Source organism: Halomonas sp. DP4Y7-1, from assembly GCF_019800705.1.
In the GTDB taxonomy this organism is placed as follows: domain Bacteria; phylum Pseudomonadota; class Gammaproteobacteria; order Pseudomonadales; family Halomonadaceae; genus Halomonas; species Halomonas litopenaei_A.
Window position 1 is genome coordinate 65,608 of the sequence record NZ_JAHVKS010000007.1, and the last position, 16,684, is coordinate 82,291.

Consider the following 16,684-nt stretch of genomic DNA (forward strand, 5'->3'; position numbering starts at 1 on the left):
TCACTCGTACCGTCGCGGTGATCTTGCGTGTACTTATCCGAGCAGCTTGGAGGGCAGGCCGGTGACCAGCCAGGGGAAGTACGACATCAGCACGCAGGCCAGCAGGATCAGCGCGCAGAAGGGAATGACCGCCTTGTACAGATCCAGCGTCTCGACCTCGGGCGGGGCCACGCCCTTGAGGTAGAACAGCGCGTAGCCGAAGGGCGGGGTCAGGAAGGAGGTCTGCAGCACCACGGCGACCATGACCACGAACCACAGCATGTCGACACCCATGGTCTCCACGATGGGGAGCATGATCGGGAAGCTCAACAGTACGATGCCGGTCCAGTCGAGGAACATCCCCAGGACGAATACCAGCAGGAACATCAGGATCAGCGCACCCGTGGTGCCGCCCGGCATGGCCAGAACCAGCTCGCTGATCACATCCATGCCCCCGCCAATCGAGAACACTCCGGTGAAGGCGGTGGCGCCGACCAGCACGAACATCACCATGGTCGTCGTCTTGCCGGCCTCGATGAAGGTGGTATAGCAGGTCGACAGCTTGCGGTCGCCGAAGATCAAGAACAGGCAGAACGCCAGCGTCACGCCAATGGCAGAGGCTTCCGTGGCCGTGGCAATACCGGTGAACAGGGCTCCCAGCACGCCAAGGATCAGGCTCATGGGCGGCAGCACATACTTGCACAAGCGTACGATCAGCTCGCCGGTACTGGTTTCGGCGCGTTCCTCGACACCTACCGGGGGACCGAAGTCAGGTTTGATCAGGCAGACGATGAGCACATACAGCGCATACATGCCCCCCAGCAGCAGGCCAGGCACCAGGGCGCCGGCAAACAGTGCGCCGACCGACACGGGAGAGTAGCTGGCCATCAGGATCAGCATGATGCTCGGCGGGATCAGAATGCCGAGACAGCCGCTTGCCATGATCACCCCGGCGGACAGCCCCTTGTGGTAGCCGTACTTGAGCATCGGCGCGAGAGCGATCAGTCCCATGACGGCGATGGAGGCACCGACGATGCCGGTAGTGGCCGCCAGCAGTACCGAGACGATGACCACCGTCAGCGCCAGGCCGCCGCGCACACGTCCGAGCAACAGTCGCATGCTCTCGAACATCTTCTCGGTGACGCCGGAGTCGTTGAGAAAGCGTGCCATCAGAATAAACAGCGGGATCGCCACCAGAACATAGTTGTCCATGGCGCGCCCGTAGATGTTGTTGATGATGATGCCCAGCACCTGTGGGCCGGGGCCCAACCAGGCACCCAGCACCGCCATGCCACCCAGCACGAAGGCCAGCGGGTGGCCCATGAAGAGCCCCAGCATCAGTCCGGAGAACATGAAGATGGTAAGAAGTTCGGCACTCATCGGGCCTCCTCCCTGTCGTGGGTAGTCAGCTCCGTGATAGCGCGGATGACGATGGCGACGGCCTGCAGCAGGATCAGGACACCGGCGATGACCAACACGGCCTTCACCGGGTACACCGGAATGGAGACGATGCCGTAGGTGGATTCAGCGCGGCTCCATGAGCGTTCGAAGAAGCGCCAGCTATAAGTGATGAACATGATGATGAAGGGGGTAAAGAACAGCAGGTAACCCAGCAGGTCGATCAGCGCCCGGCCACGGCGGGACAACAGCTGCTTGACGATATCCACCTCCACGTGGGCGTGATGACGCAGCCCATAGGCGGCCATCAGCATGAAGTGGGTACCGAACAGCATGGTGGTGATGTCGAAGGCCCAGTCACTGGGGCGTCCGAAAAAGAAGCGCATCGCGATGTCGTAGACCACCACGAGGGTGATGATCGCGATCAGCGGAGCGATCAAACGGCCGAACCACTCGTTCAAGCAGTCAATGGCCTTGGCAATGGCGTTCATGGTGGAAGTCTCGTCGATATCCAACGATGACCGGCGGCCTGATCAAGGCCGCCGGCCGGTGAAGGCAAGCGTGTTGCCTAGTTCATGCAGGCTTCGATGTCGTCGAGCGACGGGATGTTGTCGGTGACGCGGCTCATGTTGAAGGGCACTGAGACGTCACGCCACTGGGCGTAGTCCTGCAGGTAGCTGATCATCGACTGATAGACCTTGGCATGCATCGGGTCCTCGCAGGCACCCTGCACGATCACCTCGTTGGTGATGTCCTGGATCTTGGCCAGATCCTCTTCGGACAGCTGGTTGATGGTGGTGCCATCCTCGATGAACTTGGCGGTGCCTTCTGTCGACTGCTTCTCGGACCAGGCCAGTGACCAGGCCATGGTGGCTTCAGAGGCGATCTTCAGCTTGGCCTGAGTTTCCTCGGACAGTGCGTCCCAGGCATCCTTGTTGATCATGACGCCGAACACACTGGCGGACTGGTGCCAGCCAGGGGTCATCCAGTAGTCAGCCACCTCTGAGAAGCCGGCCTTGTAGTCCACCCCAGGGGTGGAGAATTCGGCGCCATCCACCACGCCACGTTCGATGGCCTGATAGATTTCACCGCCAGCCAGAGTGACCTGAGAGCCGCCGAGTTGCTCGAGGACGCGGCCTTGGTCGCGACCGGACAGGCGCAGGCGCTTGCCTTCGATATCGGCGATGGACTCGATCGGCGTGCCACCACGGAAACCCGATTCATTGTTGGTGATACCGTAGGGCAGGTAGACCATGTTGTACTGGCCGTAGATCTCCTGGTAGAGCTCGAAGCCCCCCCATTGGGTAATCCAGTTCAGGTAGTCGACGCCGTTGAACAGGCTGGTGGTCGTTGCCAGCGGCGAAAATGCCGGGCTGCGACCGGCCCAGTAGCCAGGCCAGTCGCCGGCGGCCTGGATGCTGCCGGTTTCGGTGGCATCGAAGACTTCGGTGCCAGGCATCAGGGTGCCGCCGGCGTAGAACTCGATCTGGACTTCGTCACCGGCCAGCTGGTTGACCAGCTCAGCCCAATGCTTGTCGATGGCGATCAGGTCGAGGTTCTCTGGCCAGGTGGTGGTCATGGTCCACTTTTCCTGGGCCATCGCCGAGCTGGACATGGTGGCCAGGGCGATACCAGCCACCAGGCCGGTAAGCGTGAATGTGGTGGTGTGCTTCATGCAGGTGCTCCCCGTGGGTTGTTGTGATTCTGCAAAGGAGGCGGTCGCTGCCTCTCCAGGTTGGCGTTTGGCATCCATGGTGGCGGTGCCTGGGAGTAGTGGCCGAACAGCGGGGGGACCCTCGCTGTCGCCTCGGCTTCATCAAGCTAGCACGGTCCACAAGCGTTGTTCGATGCGACACATGTCGATGAATCACCACGCTTTTTTGGCATATGCACAGCTCTTGAAGCGATAAAAAGTATCGACAATTCAAGAAAATGAATAAGTTAGAAGCGGATCTATGCTGCACCGCCATAGATCGCACGAGCGTTTAATCGGTGCTTTCATTAGACCAAAGTTGATTTATCCTGGAGCCGCCATGCATAGCCTCGTCACCCATGCCGATCTCGAGCGCCTACGCGACTATCGTGCGCGTCTGGCCCAGCAGCGTCAGCGCGGGATGGTGTGGATGACGGGGTCGCCGGAACAGGTCCGTCGTCGAGCCCTGGAGTGTCTCGCACAAGGGGGCTGGGAGGCGCCGCTGTGGGCGGGCATGGACCTCGAGGTCGTGGCAGAACCCGCACGGGACGAGGTGGAGATGGTGGCGCTCGGCAAGGCCAGGATGCGCCTGGGGCATGAACACGATCTGCTGATCGTCGATGCCCTGTCACCCGCCTCGGGGCTCGACCCCGATGCGCTGGGCGCGCTGTCCGGCACCCTGGTCGCCGGCGGTCTGCTGTTGCTGCTGATGCCAGACGACGGCGGCCGTCAGCCTGATCGGGACTACCGCCGTATCGCCGCTCATCCCTGGGCGCCGGCGTCGCTGACCAGTCACTATCTTAGGCGCCTGCACCGCTTGCTGGGCGAGCTGGATGGCGTCATGCACTGGCATGGCGATGCCGGCCTGTCGCCAGCACGCTCTTTAGATGGGGCCCCGGCCCAGGCTTCAGACCTCGCTTCAGCTCGGGCTCCGGCGTCCTTATCGCCGACTCAATCCGAAACGGTGTCACCGTCCCCGGATGCTGACTGCCTCACCGTGGACCAGGCCGAGGCGGTGCGCCGGTTGTCTCGCCTCAAGCGCCGCCGTCCGCTGGTGATCACCGCAGACCGTGGTCGCGGCAAGTCCGCGGCGCTGGGCATCGCCTGCGCACGAATGCTGGAGCACGCCTCCGCCGATTCGCCGGTCGAGATCCTGCTGACCGCCCCCAGGGTGTCATCCGTGGAGGCGGTGTTCGCCCGTCTGGCGGCGCTGTTGCCGGAGGGCGTGCGTGACGGCAATGACTACTGCCTGGCTGCCGGGCGGCTGCGCTTCATGGCCCCAGATGGGCTTTGCGATGCCGTGACCACGGGCGAAGCCGGAGGCGCTGGCAGCGTCCTGCTGGTGGATGAGGCTGCGGCGATTCCGGCAGCGCTGCTGGGTCAGTGGCTGAAGGCATTTCCGCGTGTCGCCTTCGCTACCACCGTGCACGGCTATGAAGGCTCTGGTCGAGGCTTTGCGCTGCGCTTCAGACGTCAGCTTGACGCTATCACACCGCAGTGGCAGGCCATGGAGCTGACCGCGCCGATACGCTGGGCGGCCGGTGATCCCCTGGAAGCGGCGATATCGGCTCTGCTGTGTCTGGACGCGGAGATGCCCGACGTACCGGTGGCTGCTGGCGACCTGGCGTCCAAGGTCGCGGCGCTGCCGTCGTCAGTCCTCGATCGGGCGGACCTGGCGCAAGATGAGGATGCCCTGCGCGGGATGTTCGGGCTGCTGGTGCAGGCCCATTATCGCACTACCCCCAGTGACCTGCGGGCGCTGCTGGATGGTCCTGACACCCGCCTGTGGGTGCTGGGCCCGCCGGCCCATCCGGTGGCGGTCTGCGTGACCATCGATGAAGGCCGCTTTGACGACGACCTGGCAGAGCAGGTGCTGCTGGGGCAGCGGCGTCCACGGGGACACCTGATGGCCCAGTCCCTGGCCGCACACGCCGGCGAGCGAGGTGCCTTGACCGGGTCGTTGCGCCGGGTGTCCAGAATTGCCGTGCATCCTGACTGGCGACGTTGCGGATGCGGGGCGCGCCTGCTCGATGATGTCGCCGATCAAGCGTCGCTAGATGGCTGCATGCTGCTTGGGACCAGCTTCGGTGCAGATCCCGAGTTGCTGAGCTTCTGGTACAGCCGGGACTATCGTCCGGTGCGCCTCGGCCTGACCCGGGAAGCGGCCACCGGCGAGCACGCGGTCATGCTGGCCCGGAGCCTGACAGATGACGGGCAGCGGATCCTTGAGCGCCTGACCCAGCGCTTCCAGCGACAGCTCCCAGGGCTTCTGGCGTTCGAGCTGCCGCTGCTGCCGCCGCAGGTGGTGATGGCGTTATTGGCCCATTCCACGCTGGCGCCGCCGGATGATCATGACCTGGGAGAGCTGACGGATCTGGCGCGGGGCCTGCGTGAACCCGCCTTGTCGCGACCGGCGATCCAGGCCCTGGTCGTTGCCCTGGCCCGGCTGTCTCACCAGGCCATCACCTGTGGCGATCAGGGGGGGAATGGCGATCAGGGGGGGAATGGCGACCTGGCGTGGCTCGCGGCCTGGGCGTTTCAAGGCCGCTCGGAAAGTTCCCTGGCCGCGGCGCTTTCGCTCAGCGGCAAGGCACAGGTCAAACAATGGCTTCGGGACGCAGTGGGACATGGCCTGGACGTGATCGGTCACCTTTCCAAGCCGGCGGAGCAGGGGTAGAGTGCCTGCATCTGCAAAACCTGGGCATCACCTGCATGAACCAACATCTCGACACCCTCGCGCCTGCCATTGTCTGGCGCCACTTCCGTACCTTGTGCAACACACCGCGCCCGTCGGGCCATGAAGCCGCCCTGGTGGCCGCTATCGAGGCCTGGGCCGAGCAGCAAGGGGTCGCTCACGACCGTGATGCCTACGGCAACCTGCGCCTGTCCAAGGCCGCAAGCCCAGGCCACGAACAGGCCCCCGGCGTCATTCTCCAGGGCCATCTCGACATGGTGGCCCAGGCCAATGCCGACATGCCCCACGACTTCACTCGTGACCCCATCGTGACCCGGGTCGAAGAGGGCTGGCTCAAGGCCGATCGCACTACCCTGGGCGCCGATAATGGACTGGGCGTTGCCGCTGCGCTGGCCATTCTCGAGGAGCCGGAGCTGGTCCACGGACCCCTTGAGGCCATCTTTACCCTGGAAGAAGAGACCTCCATGGGGGGCGCTCTCAACCTGGCCAAGGACTGGCTGACCGGCAGCATACTGCTCAATCTGGATTCCGAGGAGCCCGGTCAGGTCTACATTGGCTGTGCCGGCGGTGCTGATGTGGTGGTCGAGGCCCAGCTACCGATGGAGTCGACCAGCGAGGACGAGCAGGCGCTGACGCTCAGCCTCAAAGGCCTGCGGGGTGGGCATTCCGGGATCGACATCGACAAGGGGCTGGGCAACGCCAACCGGCTGCTGGTGCGGGTGCTGCGCGCCCTTGATGGCGGAGAAGTGCGCCTGGTGGAATACCAGGGCGGCACCCTGCGCAATGCCATCCCGCGGGAGGCACAGGCGGTGATCATGGTGCCCCGGGACGAGGTCGAGCACGTGCGCGGTCGTGTCACCCAGCTGGAGGAGGAGCTGCGTCAGGAGCTGAGCGGCGTGGATGAGGGCCTGCGCCTGACCCTGGAGCCCTGCCCAGAGCCTCGTCAGGAGGCGCTGACCTGTCACGCCAGCCGGCTGCTGGTGGCGGCCTTGCATGCTGCCCCCTGCGGCGTCGAGCGCATGAGCGTCGATGTTCCGGGCGTGGTCGAGACCTCCAACAATCTTGGCGTGATCCGCCTGGAAGAAGGCCGCTTTCACCTGTGTGCGTTGGTGCGCTCGCTGCGTGACAGTGCCACCGCCGACCTGGCCGAACGGTTCAGCGCCCTGTTTGAGCTGATCGGGGCTCGGACCCGCATTGAGAACGGCTATCCTGGCTGGACGCCACAGCCTGACAGCAGCGTGCTCGAGCGCTTCTGCACGCTGCATCGGCAGCAGTTGGGTGTGGCGCCGGAGATCAAGGTCATCCACGCCGGGCTCGAGTGCGGTATTCTCGGTGGCAAGTATCCACACCTGGAGATGATTTCCTTCGGCCCGCTGATTCGTGGTGCTCACTCCCCCGATGAGCGTGTCGAGATCTCCACGGTGGAAGCATTCTATGACCTGCTGAAGGCCGTGATCAGTGACCTGGCAAGGACCCCTGACTGAGATGAAAGAGGCGTTGCTTACGACCCCGATGACGCCGGCCTTTGCCGGCGTCTCGCTGTTGGCCCTGGTGGCGCTGTGGCTGGTCTGGCGTGGTCGCCAGCATCGCCGCCGCCAGGATCAAGCGCTGGAGCAGCTGACACAGCGTCTGGAAGAGCGTCAGCAGGCCTCTCGTCAGCTGGAGCAGGAGCTGGCGATCAGCGATGCCCAGCTGGATGCCAGTCGAGAGCAACTGGAGACCCTGCGGCGCGAACGGGACAGCCTGCGTGAGCATATGGCCGAGGTGCGCGAGCACAATGCCCGGCTGGAAACCGAACGCGAGCAGATGACAGCACGCCACCGTGAGCAGATGGCGCTGGTGGAGCAGGCGCGGGACAACCTCAAGCAGGAGTTCCACCAGCTGGCCGGCCAGGTCTTCGAGGAGCGCCAGCAAGCGTATCAGGCGCAGAGTCGAGAAGGCATGGAGTCATTGCTCAAGCCTTTCCGTGAGCAGGTCGATCAGTTCCGGCGACGGGTCGAGGAACTGACGGGACAGCACAGTCGTGAGGCGGTGTCGCTGAAGTCCCAGATCGAGCAACTGGCCAGCTTGAACGCGCGACTGGGAGAAGAAGCCGCTGGCCTGGCCCGGGCGCTCAAGGGTGATCAGAAGGCCCAGGGTGGCTGGGGCGAGCTGATGCTCGAAACGGTGCTGGAACGCAGCGGCTTGAGGCGCGACATCGAGTACCGGCGAGAGGTCTCGATGAATGGTGAACAGGGGCGCCAGAGGCCCGACGCCATCATCTATCTCCCCGAGGATCGCCACCTGATCATCGATGCCAAGGTCTCGCTGACCGCCTGGACGAGGGTGGTCAATGCTGACGATGAGGCAGAGCGAGAAGCGGCCATGAGTGCTCACCTGACCTCCCTGCGTAGCCACATACGTGGGCTCGCCGCCAAGGATTACCCGGCGTTGCCGGGGCTGCATTCACCGGATTTCGTGTTTCTGTTCGTGCCGGTGGAACCGGCCTTCGCCGCGGCGTTTGAGCGGGACCCCTCGCTGTTTCAGGAAGCCTTCGATCGCCAGGTGGTGGTGGTCACGCCGACCACCTTGCTGGCCAGTCTCCGCACCGTGGCGGGACTGTGGAGCATGGAGCGCCAGAATGAGAACGCGCGCATCATCGTGTCCCGGGCGGAGCGTCTGCTGGGCAAGTTCTCTGGCTTCGTCGAGAGTCTCGACGATGTGGGCAAGCACCTGGAACGGGCCAGTAGCAGCCATCAGCAAGCGATGAACCGGCTGTCTCGCGGGCAGGGGAGCCTGGTGGCCCAGGCCGTGGAGCTCGAGCGTCTTGGCGCGCGCATGAAAAAGCCGCTGCCTCAGGAGTTGAAGCGTGCGGCGGAGGCTTCCAGCACGCTGACCGGCACTGATGAGGCCGGCAGCCATGAAGGCCACGGCAGGTCGTCCTGACGGCTGCCCCGGAATCCGCCTTGAACGTCGCCCGGGAACCCGCTCCGACGTCAGAGGACTCGCGCAGGCAGCGCGGTGGTGACGGTCGGGTGGTTGGAAGCAAAACGCCCCGCGCGCCAGTGGCTGGCGCGCGGGGCGAGATCATTCAGGCCGGTGTGGCGGTGTGGTCAGCCCAGGTAGGCGCCCAGCATCCACACGGTCTTCTCCTGCTCACGGATGTAGTCCCCGACCTGAGAGGCGGTGCCCTCATCGTCGGCATCCGAGGCCACCGACAGGATTTCGCGCTGTAGTTCGATCAGCTGCTGATATCCTTGGAGCACGCCGCGCACGCAGGCCTCACCGTCGTGCACGTCCTTGTCTTCGCCGATCCGCGACAGGGTGGTGTAGTCACTGTAAGCGTGGACGGGCTTGTGCCCCAGCGTAAGGATGCGTTCTGCGACCTCATCTACCTTGACCAGCAGGTCGGTGTAGAACTCCTCGAATTTTTCGTGCAGCTCAAAGAAGTTGGGGCCCTTCACGTTCCAGTGATAGCCACGCACGTTCATGTAGAAGATCTGGTAGTTGGCCAGCAGTTCGTTGAGCTTGTTAGCCAGGTCGCTGGCGCTGCCTTGGTGCAGGCCGATGGCGTTGGTGTCGCTCATGCAATACCTCCTTGATCGCTGTGGTCCTGTATATCCCGACAGGATATCGATACCGGTGGGCGGGAGTGAAACCAATTACCTCCATCGCCGCGATAGGGCCCATTGATGACCGCTCCTAATGACATAGTGATGAACCCATGCATTTTCAAGGGGCGTGTCCAAGGCGGCGTGTTCCACCAGCCCCAGCAAGAGCGCTTGTCGACAGACCTTAGCGGGCTGACGTAGCGAGCATGGCACGCAGCAGATTTTCCGTGCGATCGGACAGCAGTTCGGCACAGCGAGCCAAGGCTTCATCGAGGTCCATGGGCCCATCTGCCAGTGCAAAGGCGGCGCTGACGCCCTCGTCCAGGGCGGCCTGCCAGCCGGGTGCCATGCGTCCTGCCAGCACGATGACCGGTACGCCTCTGGCCCGTGCCGCACGGGAAATACCTATCGGCGTCTTGCCCGACAGGCTCTGGCCATCGAGCTGGCCCTCGCCGGTGATCACCAGGTCGGCATTGGCCAGCCGCTGCTCCATCCCGGCCTGCTCCATGATCATCTCGATACCCGGGCGCAGCTGCCCCCCGAGGAAGGCCTTTACCGCGAAGCCCATGCCACCAGCGGCGCCGGTGCCTGGCGCATCTCTCCAATCCTGGCCCAGCTGCTCCGCGGCCTTGTCGGCCCAGCGTGATAGCGCGGCATCCAGGCGCTCGACGTCCTCCGGGGAGGCGCCCTTCTGAGGGCCAAAGATGGCACTGGCGCCACGCTCGCCCAGCAGCGGATTGTCCACATCCACGGCAGCCTCGACCACGACCGAGTCGAGGCGCCGGTCTAACCCGGAAAGGTCGACCCTGGACAAGTGCTCGAGGCCGGCGCCAGTGGGGGAAATCGGCTGATCATCGGCATCCAGCAGCCGTGCCCCCAGCGCTGCCAGCATGCCGGCTCCGCCATCATTGGTGGCACTCCCGCCCAGAGTGATCAGCATGCGCTGGGCGCCGGCGTCGAGGGCCGCCAGGACCAGCTCCCCGACGCCGTGGGTGGTGCTGTGAAGCGCCGTGCGCTCTTCGGGGCCCAATGGCTGCAGTCCGCTGGCCTCTGCCAGTTCGATATAGGCCGTCTGGCTGGCGGCATGCCATCCCCAGGCAGCCTCGCCTGGTCTGCCCAGAGCATCCTGCACGGTGGCGGTACGGCGCTCGGCGCCGGTGGCGCTGAGCAGGGCCTCAAGGCTGCCTTCTCCCCCGTCTGCCATCGGACATTCATCCACGGTCAGGGTGGGGTCGGCGCGGCGCGCGCCCTCGGCGATGGCGCGGGCAGCATCGGTGGCGCTCAGCGCATCCTTGTAGCTGTCGGGGCAGATCAACACATTCATGGGTGGCCTCTCCGGTTCGAAGAAATGAGCGGGTGACATGAGCTGGTGACATGAACTGGTGATAGGGGGGACGACATGGACAGCCCCCTGGCCGGAATGTCCTGCTGGACCAGCGTTTGCCCCTGACTCGGGACAGCGTAGACTCTCGGAAGTATTTCACGTCATCGGCAGGAGGTCCTGATGCAAGTGTCCAAAAAATGGCGTCCTTCAAGCCGCCCCGATTGGGCGAAATGCTCAGGCGTGGCGGCGTTGTGTCTGTTGCCGTGGCTCAGCGCCTGTCAGACCACGCCTCAGCAGATGCCAGTGGCGGAGCCAGCCCCGTCGCAAGCCTGCCAGTGGCCCGTCGTCGACGGGGCAGTGAGTCTTGCGGATGTGGTGGCCGTGCTCGAAGGCCGTGACTTTCTTGTGCGCGATACCGATACCGCGCTGGGGGTGGTCAGTGCCGAGAAGACCGAGCGCACGACCTACCATAATGCCGATGCGGTCAGGCCACGCCTTGGTGGCTTCGTGCTGGGGGGTAGCGGTGGGCATGTCGGCGCCGGAGTTGGCGTAGGGTTCGGTTCCTGGGGCTGGGGCGGCAGCGATGATGCCACCCGAGTGGAGCGCGTGTCCGTGGCACTGACCGACCAGCAGGTTCAGCTGACGCGGGACATTCGTCTGTTTGACTGGACCGGCCAGCTACGGGAGTCGCGTACCGCCAGCGATGCCTCGTTCTGCACCTCGATTCGCCAGCAGCTGGCATCCCAGGCGGGCGTCTCGGGAGGCATCGAATGAGCCGTTGCTGGGGAGTGCTCGTGCTGCTGTTGCTCAGCGGCTGTGCCGGCCCATCGGTCACTACGGAAGCGCCGCGGCAGATGCAGGTGGCCGTGAGCGCAGAGCAGACCCTGGACGAGGCGCTCGCCCTGTTGATGGAGCAAGGCTACGTCATCACCCAGGCAGATGGTGCACTTGGACGCATCGATGCCTCCTTGGCGCGGCCGCCTGGCTATCGTCTCGAGGTGCGGGTCGAGGACGTTGGAGACACCCAGGCCAGTGTCAGCCTGCAGGGATTTCGTGGCGGCCGCACGCTGCCCGCTGACGTCGTAGAACCGCTGTTTGTTCAACTACAGGGAAGACTTGCCCGTTGATGTACGCACTACAACCCGTCCTGGCCGCGGCTGTCTCGCCCAGGCGCCGTGCCACCTGTGGCGATCGCCATTCGCTGTCGCCACGCGTTCGCCGCTTGATGACGATGGCCAGTCTCGTGCTTGTCCTGGTGGGGCCCTGGGCAAGCCAGGTAGCGCTGTCACACCCCCATAGCTGGGTCGATCTGTCGGTCCAGCTCGAGACCGATAGCGAAGGCCGGGTGGCGGCATTACGCCAGATCTGGCGTCTTGATCCGTTCTACAGTCTGGTGCTGCTGGAAGAGATCGATGCCGACGAGGAAGGGCGTGATGCGGCCCTCGACCGCCTGGGAGGGGACATGCTGACCAGTCTGGCTCCCCGGGACTTTTTCACCGAAGCCGAGATCGACGGCGAAAAAGTGGTTTTTCAGGGCGTCAGCGATGCCACCGTGATGGAGCGCGATGAGCGTATCGTGCTGCACTTTCGCCTGCCCCTGGCCGAACCCAGGGAACTTGCCGGCAGCACCCTCGAGTACCGGGTATATGACCCCTCCTACTACGTGGAGGTGGTCCACGAGGCCGATGCGGATGGTCCGTTGGACCAAGCGCTGACAGCGCCCGACGGCTGTCAGGCATCGGTCATCATTGCCGAACCCGATCCGGACAAGGTGATGGCGGCCGCCCAGCTGGATGTCGACGACAGCGCGCCGGAAGGGTTAGGACGCTTCTTTGCCGAGACGGGGCGTGTGTCGTGCTGAAGCTTCAACAACCTTGGGTTCAGGTGTCTCTCGCGGTGGGCGCCGTCGCGGGCGTCCTGCTGTTGCTGGCGGTGACCGGCGCGCTGGATACGCTCGGCCACTGGGTGCTCGCCATGCAGGCCGACCTGCATCGTCGCTTGACTCAGGCGGTCACACTGATCGACCAGACGCCGTCCGCTGCCGCCTGGGCCACCTTGATAGGCCTGAGCCTGTTTTACGGCGTTTTCCACGCGGCAGGACCAGGGCATGGCAAGGCCGTGATCAGCGCCTACCTGGTCTCCCAGGGAGGCGCCTGGCGTCGCGCCCTGGCTCTGTCGGTGGGAGCCGCGCTGATGCAGGGAGCGGTCGCCATCCTGCTGATACTGGCGCTGGTGCAGGGGCTGGGCTGGCTGACCCGCGAGGCACTGGGCAGTGTGGTGTGGGTCGAGCGGTTGAGCTTCGCCCTGGTCGCACTGCTGGGGCTGTGGCTGAGCGGACGCGCGCTGAGGCGGCTGGTGTCGCTGTCGCGCCCAGCGCAGCAGTCTGCTGGGTCTGAGCACCATGGGGCACACCAGCACGAGCCGCACCATCATGAGCCGCACCATCACGAGGCGCACCACCACGAACATCCGTCCCACGGGCATCATGCTCATGGTTCGCACCATGATCATCACGAGTGTTGTGGCGGTCATCACCATGTATCGCCGGATGGCAGTGGTCGCGAGGCCTGGCTGGCCGTGCTGGCGATCGGTGCCAGGCCATGTTCGGGGGCCGTGCTGTTGATGGGCGTGACCAGCCTGCTGGGCCAGCCATGGATGGGGGTGGCAGCGGTGCTGGCAATGTCGCTGGGTACCGCCATGACGGTCTCCACCCTGGGCATCGCCAGCGTGCTGGCGCGGGACTGGGTGTCCGCTCGCGTGGCGCGGACATCCGCCACGCGAAGTCGTGCCGTGGCACGCCTGGCCGCCATGGTAGCACTGACCGGTGGCGTGCTGATCATCGGACTGGGCGTTCTGCTGATGCTGCAGGTTGGCGCATCGGATCCTGGCTTGCCACTGATGGCGCCAGGTAGTCGCAGTAGTGGCCTCGGCGTGTGACAGCCCTTCAGGCGCGCAAGGACAGCCCGCCGGCCAGCGCCAGCACACGGTCCTTGGTGGCGGCCAAGCTGTCCTTGTCGTAGGCGATGGCCTGGCTGTGGCCCCACACCGGCCCTGGCCAGGCCGTGTCGCCTTCTCGCCGCACGATCACATGCACGTGCAGCTGCGCCACCATGTTGCCGAGGCTGGCAATATTGAGCTTGTCACCCCCTGCGTGGGTCTTCAGCGCCTGGCCCAGGCGAGTGGCTTCTCGCCACAGCTGCTGCTGGTCGGCTTCCGACAGGTCGAACACCTCGGTGACGTTGGCCCGCCTGGGAATCAGTACCAGCCAGGGGTAGCGGGCATCATCCATCAGGCGCAGCTGACACAACGGCAGTTCGGTGACGGGATAGGTGTCGGCGACAAGGCGTGGGTCGATGACGAAATCGCTCATGGCGGGCTCCTGAATGGCGTTTCAGGCAGGGTACATCAGGCGGCCACGACAGGGGCATCTATTCGACGAAGTTCCTGTTCGACGTCGCCCCTGCTCGATACACCCCCAGTTCGATACACCCCCTATTCGAGACAAGCGAGAGAGGAAAGACGATGACCCTGGTCGAGGGAGCGGCCCTGCTGACGGCAGGTATCGTGGCAGGTTTTATCAATGTGCTGGCGGCGGGCGGTTCGATGCTGACGCTACCGCTGTTGATGTTTCTCGGGCTTCCCCCTCAGGTGGCCAACGGCACCAATCGGGTGTCGATCACGCTGCAGAGCGTGTCAGCGGTGGCCAACTTCTTTCGTGCAGGAGCCCGTCATATCGGGCTCAGCCTGCGCCTGTCGGTGCCTGCTGTACTGGGCTCGATGCTGGGCGTGTGGCTGGCGCTTCAGGTCAGCGATGCGTTGTTCGAGACGATCCTGATGGTGGTGATGGTCGCCGCGGCAGTGATCATGCTGCTGCCACAACCGAAGATCGACACTCGGCCCCTGACGGTGGAACGGCTGACCCCTGGCATCTATCTGGCGATGTTCGTGATCGGTATCTACGGCGGCTTCCTGCAGGTCGGGGTCGGGATTCTGTTCATGATCGTGCTGTATCGCATGCTCAAGATCGATCTTGGCCAGGTCAATGCCTTCAAGGTGCTGATCATCCTTGTCTACACCCTGCCTGCCCTGGGCATCTTTCTGTGGCATGACCAGGTGCGCTGGAGCTACGGCCTGGTGCTGGCCGCCGGCAGCATGACCGGTGCCTGGCTGGCGGTGAAGGTCAACATGAGTTCCCGGGGCGCCATGGTGGTCAAATGGCTGACGGTGGCGGTGATTGCCGTGATCATTTTGCGCCTGGCCCTCTACTGAGTGCTGTGCAGACCCTCGAAAAGCGCGACACAAAGCCTAGCGAATGAACGTCATCGTGCTAGATTATCTGAGGATGATGTATTTTGCTTACCCACCTGGCTGCAAGGAGAAGGGACAATGAAAAGGACTCTGGCATTGATTCTGGTATCGATGTTTACCCTGGCGCTGTTGAGTGGCTGCAACACGGTGCGGGGTGTCGGCCAGGACATCGAGAAGGGTGGTGAAGCCATCCAGAACAGCACCGCCTGATCGCTGGCCACAAACCTGCACTCCGCCTGGCTTTCTCAAAGGCCTTGGCAGCAAGGTCCTGGCAGTAAGGCCTTGGCAGCAAGGCCCGGGCAGAGAGCCACGGCAACGCAGGGATGCTGATCCAGCGACAGGAATAGGAATACGCAAGGTAAAAGAAACAGAAACACAAACGGCGGTGATGTCACTCAGGTGCATCACCGCTTTTTTGTGGACAGGGCAGGCGCCTAGCCAGTGATGAAAAAATAAGGAACATGAGGCAAGTCAGGAGGGGATGCCAAGCATGGCGCAAGGCATCTGCTATGCTGGCCCCTTGTCATGTGCAGGGCCGCCTGGCGCCAGCGTTCAGGCAGCAAGTGACCCCTTGCCATGGGCCAGACGAAAGGACATTCAGGCACTGGAGGCCGATGATGAAAGCACTTCTTCCGTTATTCATGGTTGCTGCGCTGGCAGGGTGCAGCGCGTCGTCGGGCGGGACCGGTGAGCCCGCTCCGTTGCCACCCAAGCGGGCTCCCTTGGCCGAAGCCTGTGACGCGGCGGCTGTTCAGAACTGGGTGGGGCAGCATTACCAGGAGGCTCAGGACGAACGCCTGAAAGCCGAAAGTGGTGCCAAGACCCTGCGCGTGCTGAGACCGGGCGGAGTGGCGACCATGGACCTGCGCCTGGACCGCTTGAACGTGCGCCTGGATGACGCCGATACGATTGTCGAGCTGGGCTGTGGTTGATCCCACGTGCTGGCCGGCATTGTGATGGTGCGGGCCAGCAACCAGGAACCGTAACAGGAACCAGCAGCGTAACCGCAGGCTGCGACAGGCCGCCTAGCGGCTGGCCTGTCGGGTCATCCGTCGGATACGGCTTCGGGTGTCTCAGCGTTGGCCCAGCTCCTGCTGGGTGCGCTGCTCCTCTTCTTCTGCCTGCTTGCGCAGCTTCTTGCGCAGGGTGGCTTTTTCATAGCGCAGCTTGCGTATCGGCGTGTCCAGCGTCAGCGGCGGCACCGTGGCGGGGCGTCCGTCCGAGTCCACCGCGACCATGGTCAGGTAGCAGCTGTTGGTATGGCGAATGATCTTCTGGCGAATGTCTTCCGCCACCACCTTGATGCCAATTTCCATTGACGAGCGGCCGACGTGATTGACGCTGGCCAGGAAGGTCACTAGCTCACCCACATGGATGGGCTGCTTGAAGCGCACCTGGTCGACCGACAGGGTGACCACATAGTGACCTGAGTAGCGACTGGCGCAGGCATAGGCCACCTCATCGAGTTTCTTGAGGATGGCGCCACCGTGCACCTTGCCACTGAAATTGGCCATGTCGGGTGTCATCAGCACGGTCATGGTCAGTTCGTGCTGACCCGGGAGGCTCTGTTCTAGCATGGATGGCTCCTCAAGCATGCAGTTCGGTCTGTGATGCACATAGCATAACGCCTTGCCTCCGCGAGCGGAGACAAGGCGCACGTTGAAACTCAGTTGTTGCCGGCACTGTACAGCGAGGCG

Annotated in this window: 17 protein-coding genes; 10 read left to right on the forward strand and 7 right to left on the reverse strand. The window is 63.9% G+C overall.

What is annotated here, in order from left to right:
* Positions 1–33: 33 nt before the first annotated feature.
* The 3 genes from KUV72_RS13875 to dctP form a co-directional block, all read right to left on the reverse strand.
* The gene (locus KUV72_RS13875) at positions 34–1,359 is read right to left on the reverse strand and encodes a TRAP transporter large permease subunit (RefSeq protein ID WP_206940669.1); all 1,326 of its coding nucleotides are present in this window, start codon (positions 1,357–1,359) and stop codon (positions 34–36) included.
* Positions 1,356–1,868, reverse strand: coding sequence for a TRAP transporter small permease subunit (locus KUV72_RS13880; protein ID WP_206940667.1), 513 nt, complete (start codon positions 1,866–1,868; stop codon positions 1,356–1,358). The genes KUV72_RS13875 and KUV72_RS13880 overlap by 4 nt, the downstream gene beginning before the upstream one ends.
* A 77-nt stretch (positions 1,869–1,945) precedes the next feature.
* The gene (gene dctP / locus KUV72_RS13885) at positions 1,946–3,052 is read right to left on the reverse strand and encodes a TRAP transporter substrate-binding protein DctP (protein WP_206940665.1); all 1,107 of its coding nucleotides are present in this window, start codon (positions 3,050–3,052) and stop codon (positions 1,946–1,948) included.
* Between the two features lie 358 nt (positions 3,053–3,410).
* Between dctP and KUV72_RS13890 the strand changes: the two genes are divergently transcribed.
* Genes KUV72_RS13890 through rmuC form a run of 3 tightly spaced genes read left to right on the forward strand, consistent with a single transcriptional unit; the run spans position 3,411 to position 8,690 of the window.
* Positions 3,411–5,747, forward strand: coding sequence for a tRNA(Met) cytidine acetyltransferase TmcA (locus KUV72_RS13890; protein ID WP_222238807.1), 2,337 nt, complete (start codon positions 3,411–3,413; stop codon positions 5,745–5,747).
* 35 nt (positions 5,748–5,782) lie between these two features.
* Complete coding sequence (locus KUV72_RS13895; RefSeq protein WP_222238808.1) at positions 5,783–7,249, forward strand: aminoacyl-histidine dipeptidase; 1,467 nt, start codon at positions 5,783–5,785, stop codon at positions 7,247–7,249.
* Between the two features lies 1 nt (position 7,250).
* The gene (gene rmuC / locus KUV72_RS13900) at positions 7,251–8,690 is read left to right on the forward strand and encodes a DNA recombination protein RmuC (RefSeq protein WP_261317505.1); all 1,440 of its coding nucleotides are present in this window, start codon (positions 7,251–7,253) and stop codon (positions 8,688–8,690) included.
* A gap of 167 nt (positions 8,691–8,857) precedes the next feature.
* On the opposite strand, the gene KUV72_RS13905 is transcribed toward rmuC, so the two are convergent.
* Complete coding sequence (locus KUV72_RS13905) at positions 8,858–9,331, reverse strand: Dps family protein (protein ID WP_222163943.1); 474 nt, start codon at positions 9,329–9,331, stop codon at positions 8,858–8,860.
* A gap of 208 nt (positions 9,332–9,539) precedes the next feature.
* Complete coding sequence (locus tag KUV72_RS13910) at positions 9,540–10,679, reverse strand: glycerate kinase (RefSeq protein WP_222238809.1); 1,140 nt, start codon at positions 10,677–10,679, stop codon at positions 9,540–9,542.
* 180 nt (positions 10,680–10,859) lie between these two features.
* On the opposite strand from KUV72_RS13910, the gene KUV72_RS13915 reads away from it, so the two are divergent.
* From KUV72_RS13915 to KUV72_RS13930, 4 genes are read left to right on the forward strand one after another with little or no spacing between them, the layout of a single operon-like run.
* Complete coding sequence (locus tag KUV72_RS13915) at positions 10,860–11,453, forward strand: hypothetical protein (RefSeq protein ID WP_206940654.1); 594 nt, start codon at positions 10,860–10,862, stop codon at positions 11,451–11,453.
* Positions 11,450–11,806, forward strand: a complete 357-nt coding sequence (locus tag KUV72_RS13920; RefSeq protein ID WP_222238810.1) for a hypothetical protein — start codon at positions 11,450–11,452, stop codon at positions 11,804–11,806. The genes KUV72_RS13915 and KUV72_RS13920 overlap by 4 nt, the downstream gene beginning before the upstream one ends.
* Entirely contained in the window at positions 11,806–12,540 is a 735-nt protein-coding gene (locus KUV72_RS13925; protein WP_261317506.1) for a DUF1007 family protein, read from the forward strand. The genes KUV72_RS13920 and KUV72_RS13925 overlap by 1 nt, the downstream gene beginning before the upstream one ends.
* Positions 12,534–13,616: a nickel/cobalt transporter gene (locus KUV72_RS13930; protein ID WP_222238811.1), complete on the forward strand. Its 1,083-nt coding sequence runs from the start codon at positions 12,534–12,536 to the stop codon at positions 13,614–13,616. The genes KUV72_RS13925 and KUV72_RS13930 overlap by 7 nt, the downstream gene beginning before the upstream one ends.
* A gap of 7 nt (positions 13,617–13,623) precedes the next feature.
* On the opposite strand, the gene KUV72_RS13935 is transcribed toward KUV72_RS13930, so the two are convergent.
* Positions 13,624–14,049 carry an HIT family protein gene (locus tag KUV72_RS13935; protein WP_222238812.1) on the reverse strand — a complete coding sequence of 142 codons (426 nt, stop codon included), beginning with the start codon at positions 14,047–14,049 and terminating at the stop codon, positions 13,624–13,626.
* 152 nt (positions 14,050–14,201) lie between these two features.
* On the opposite strand from KUV72_RS13935, the gene KUV72_RS13940 reads away from it, so the two are divergent.
* The 3 genes from KUV72_RS13940 (at position 14,202) to KUV72_RS13950 (ending at position 15,919) form a co-directional block, all read left to right on the forward strand.
* On the forward strand, positions 14,202–14,948 hold the full coding sequence (locus KUV72_RS13940; protein WP_222238813.1) for a sulfite exporter TauE/SafE family protein: 747 nt from the start codon (positions 14,202–14,204) through the stop codon (positions 14,946–14,948).
* Positions 14,949–15,065: 117 nt separating this feature from the next.
* A complete protein-coding gene (locus KUV72_RS13945; RefSeq protein ID WP_206940644.1) occupies positions 15,066–15,197 on the forward strand; it encodes an entericidin A/B family lipoprotein in 132 nt (43 codons plus the stop codon).
* A 407-nt stretch (positions 15,198–15,604) separates the two neighbouring features.
* Entirely contained in the window at positions 15,605–15,919 is a 315-nt protein-coding gene (locus KUV72_RS13950) for an I78 family peptidase inhibitor (RefSeq protein ID WP_224852130.1), read from the forward strand.
* Between the two features lie 141 nt (positions 15,920–16,060).
* On the opposite strand, the gene KUV72_RS13955 is transcribed toward KUV72_RS13950, so the two are convergent.
* Complete coding sequence (locus KUV72_RS13955; RefSeq protein ID WP_206940639.1) at positions 16,061–16,564, reverse strand: acyl-CoA thioesterase; 504 nt, start codon at positions 16,562–16,564, stop codon at positions 16,061–16,063.
* Positions 16,565–16,684: the final 120 nt, after the last annotated feature.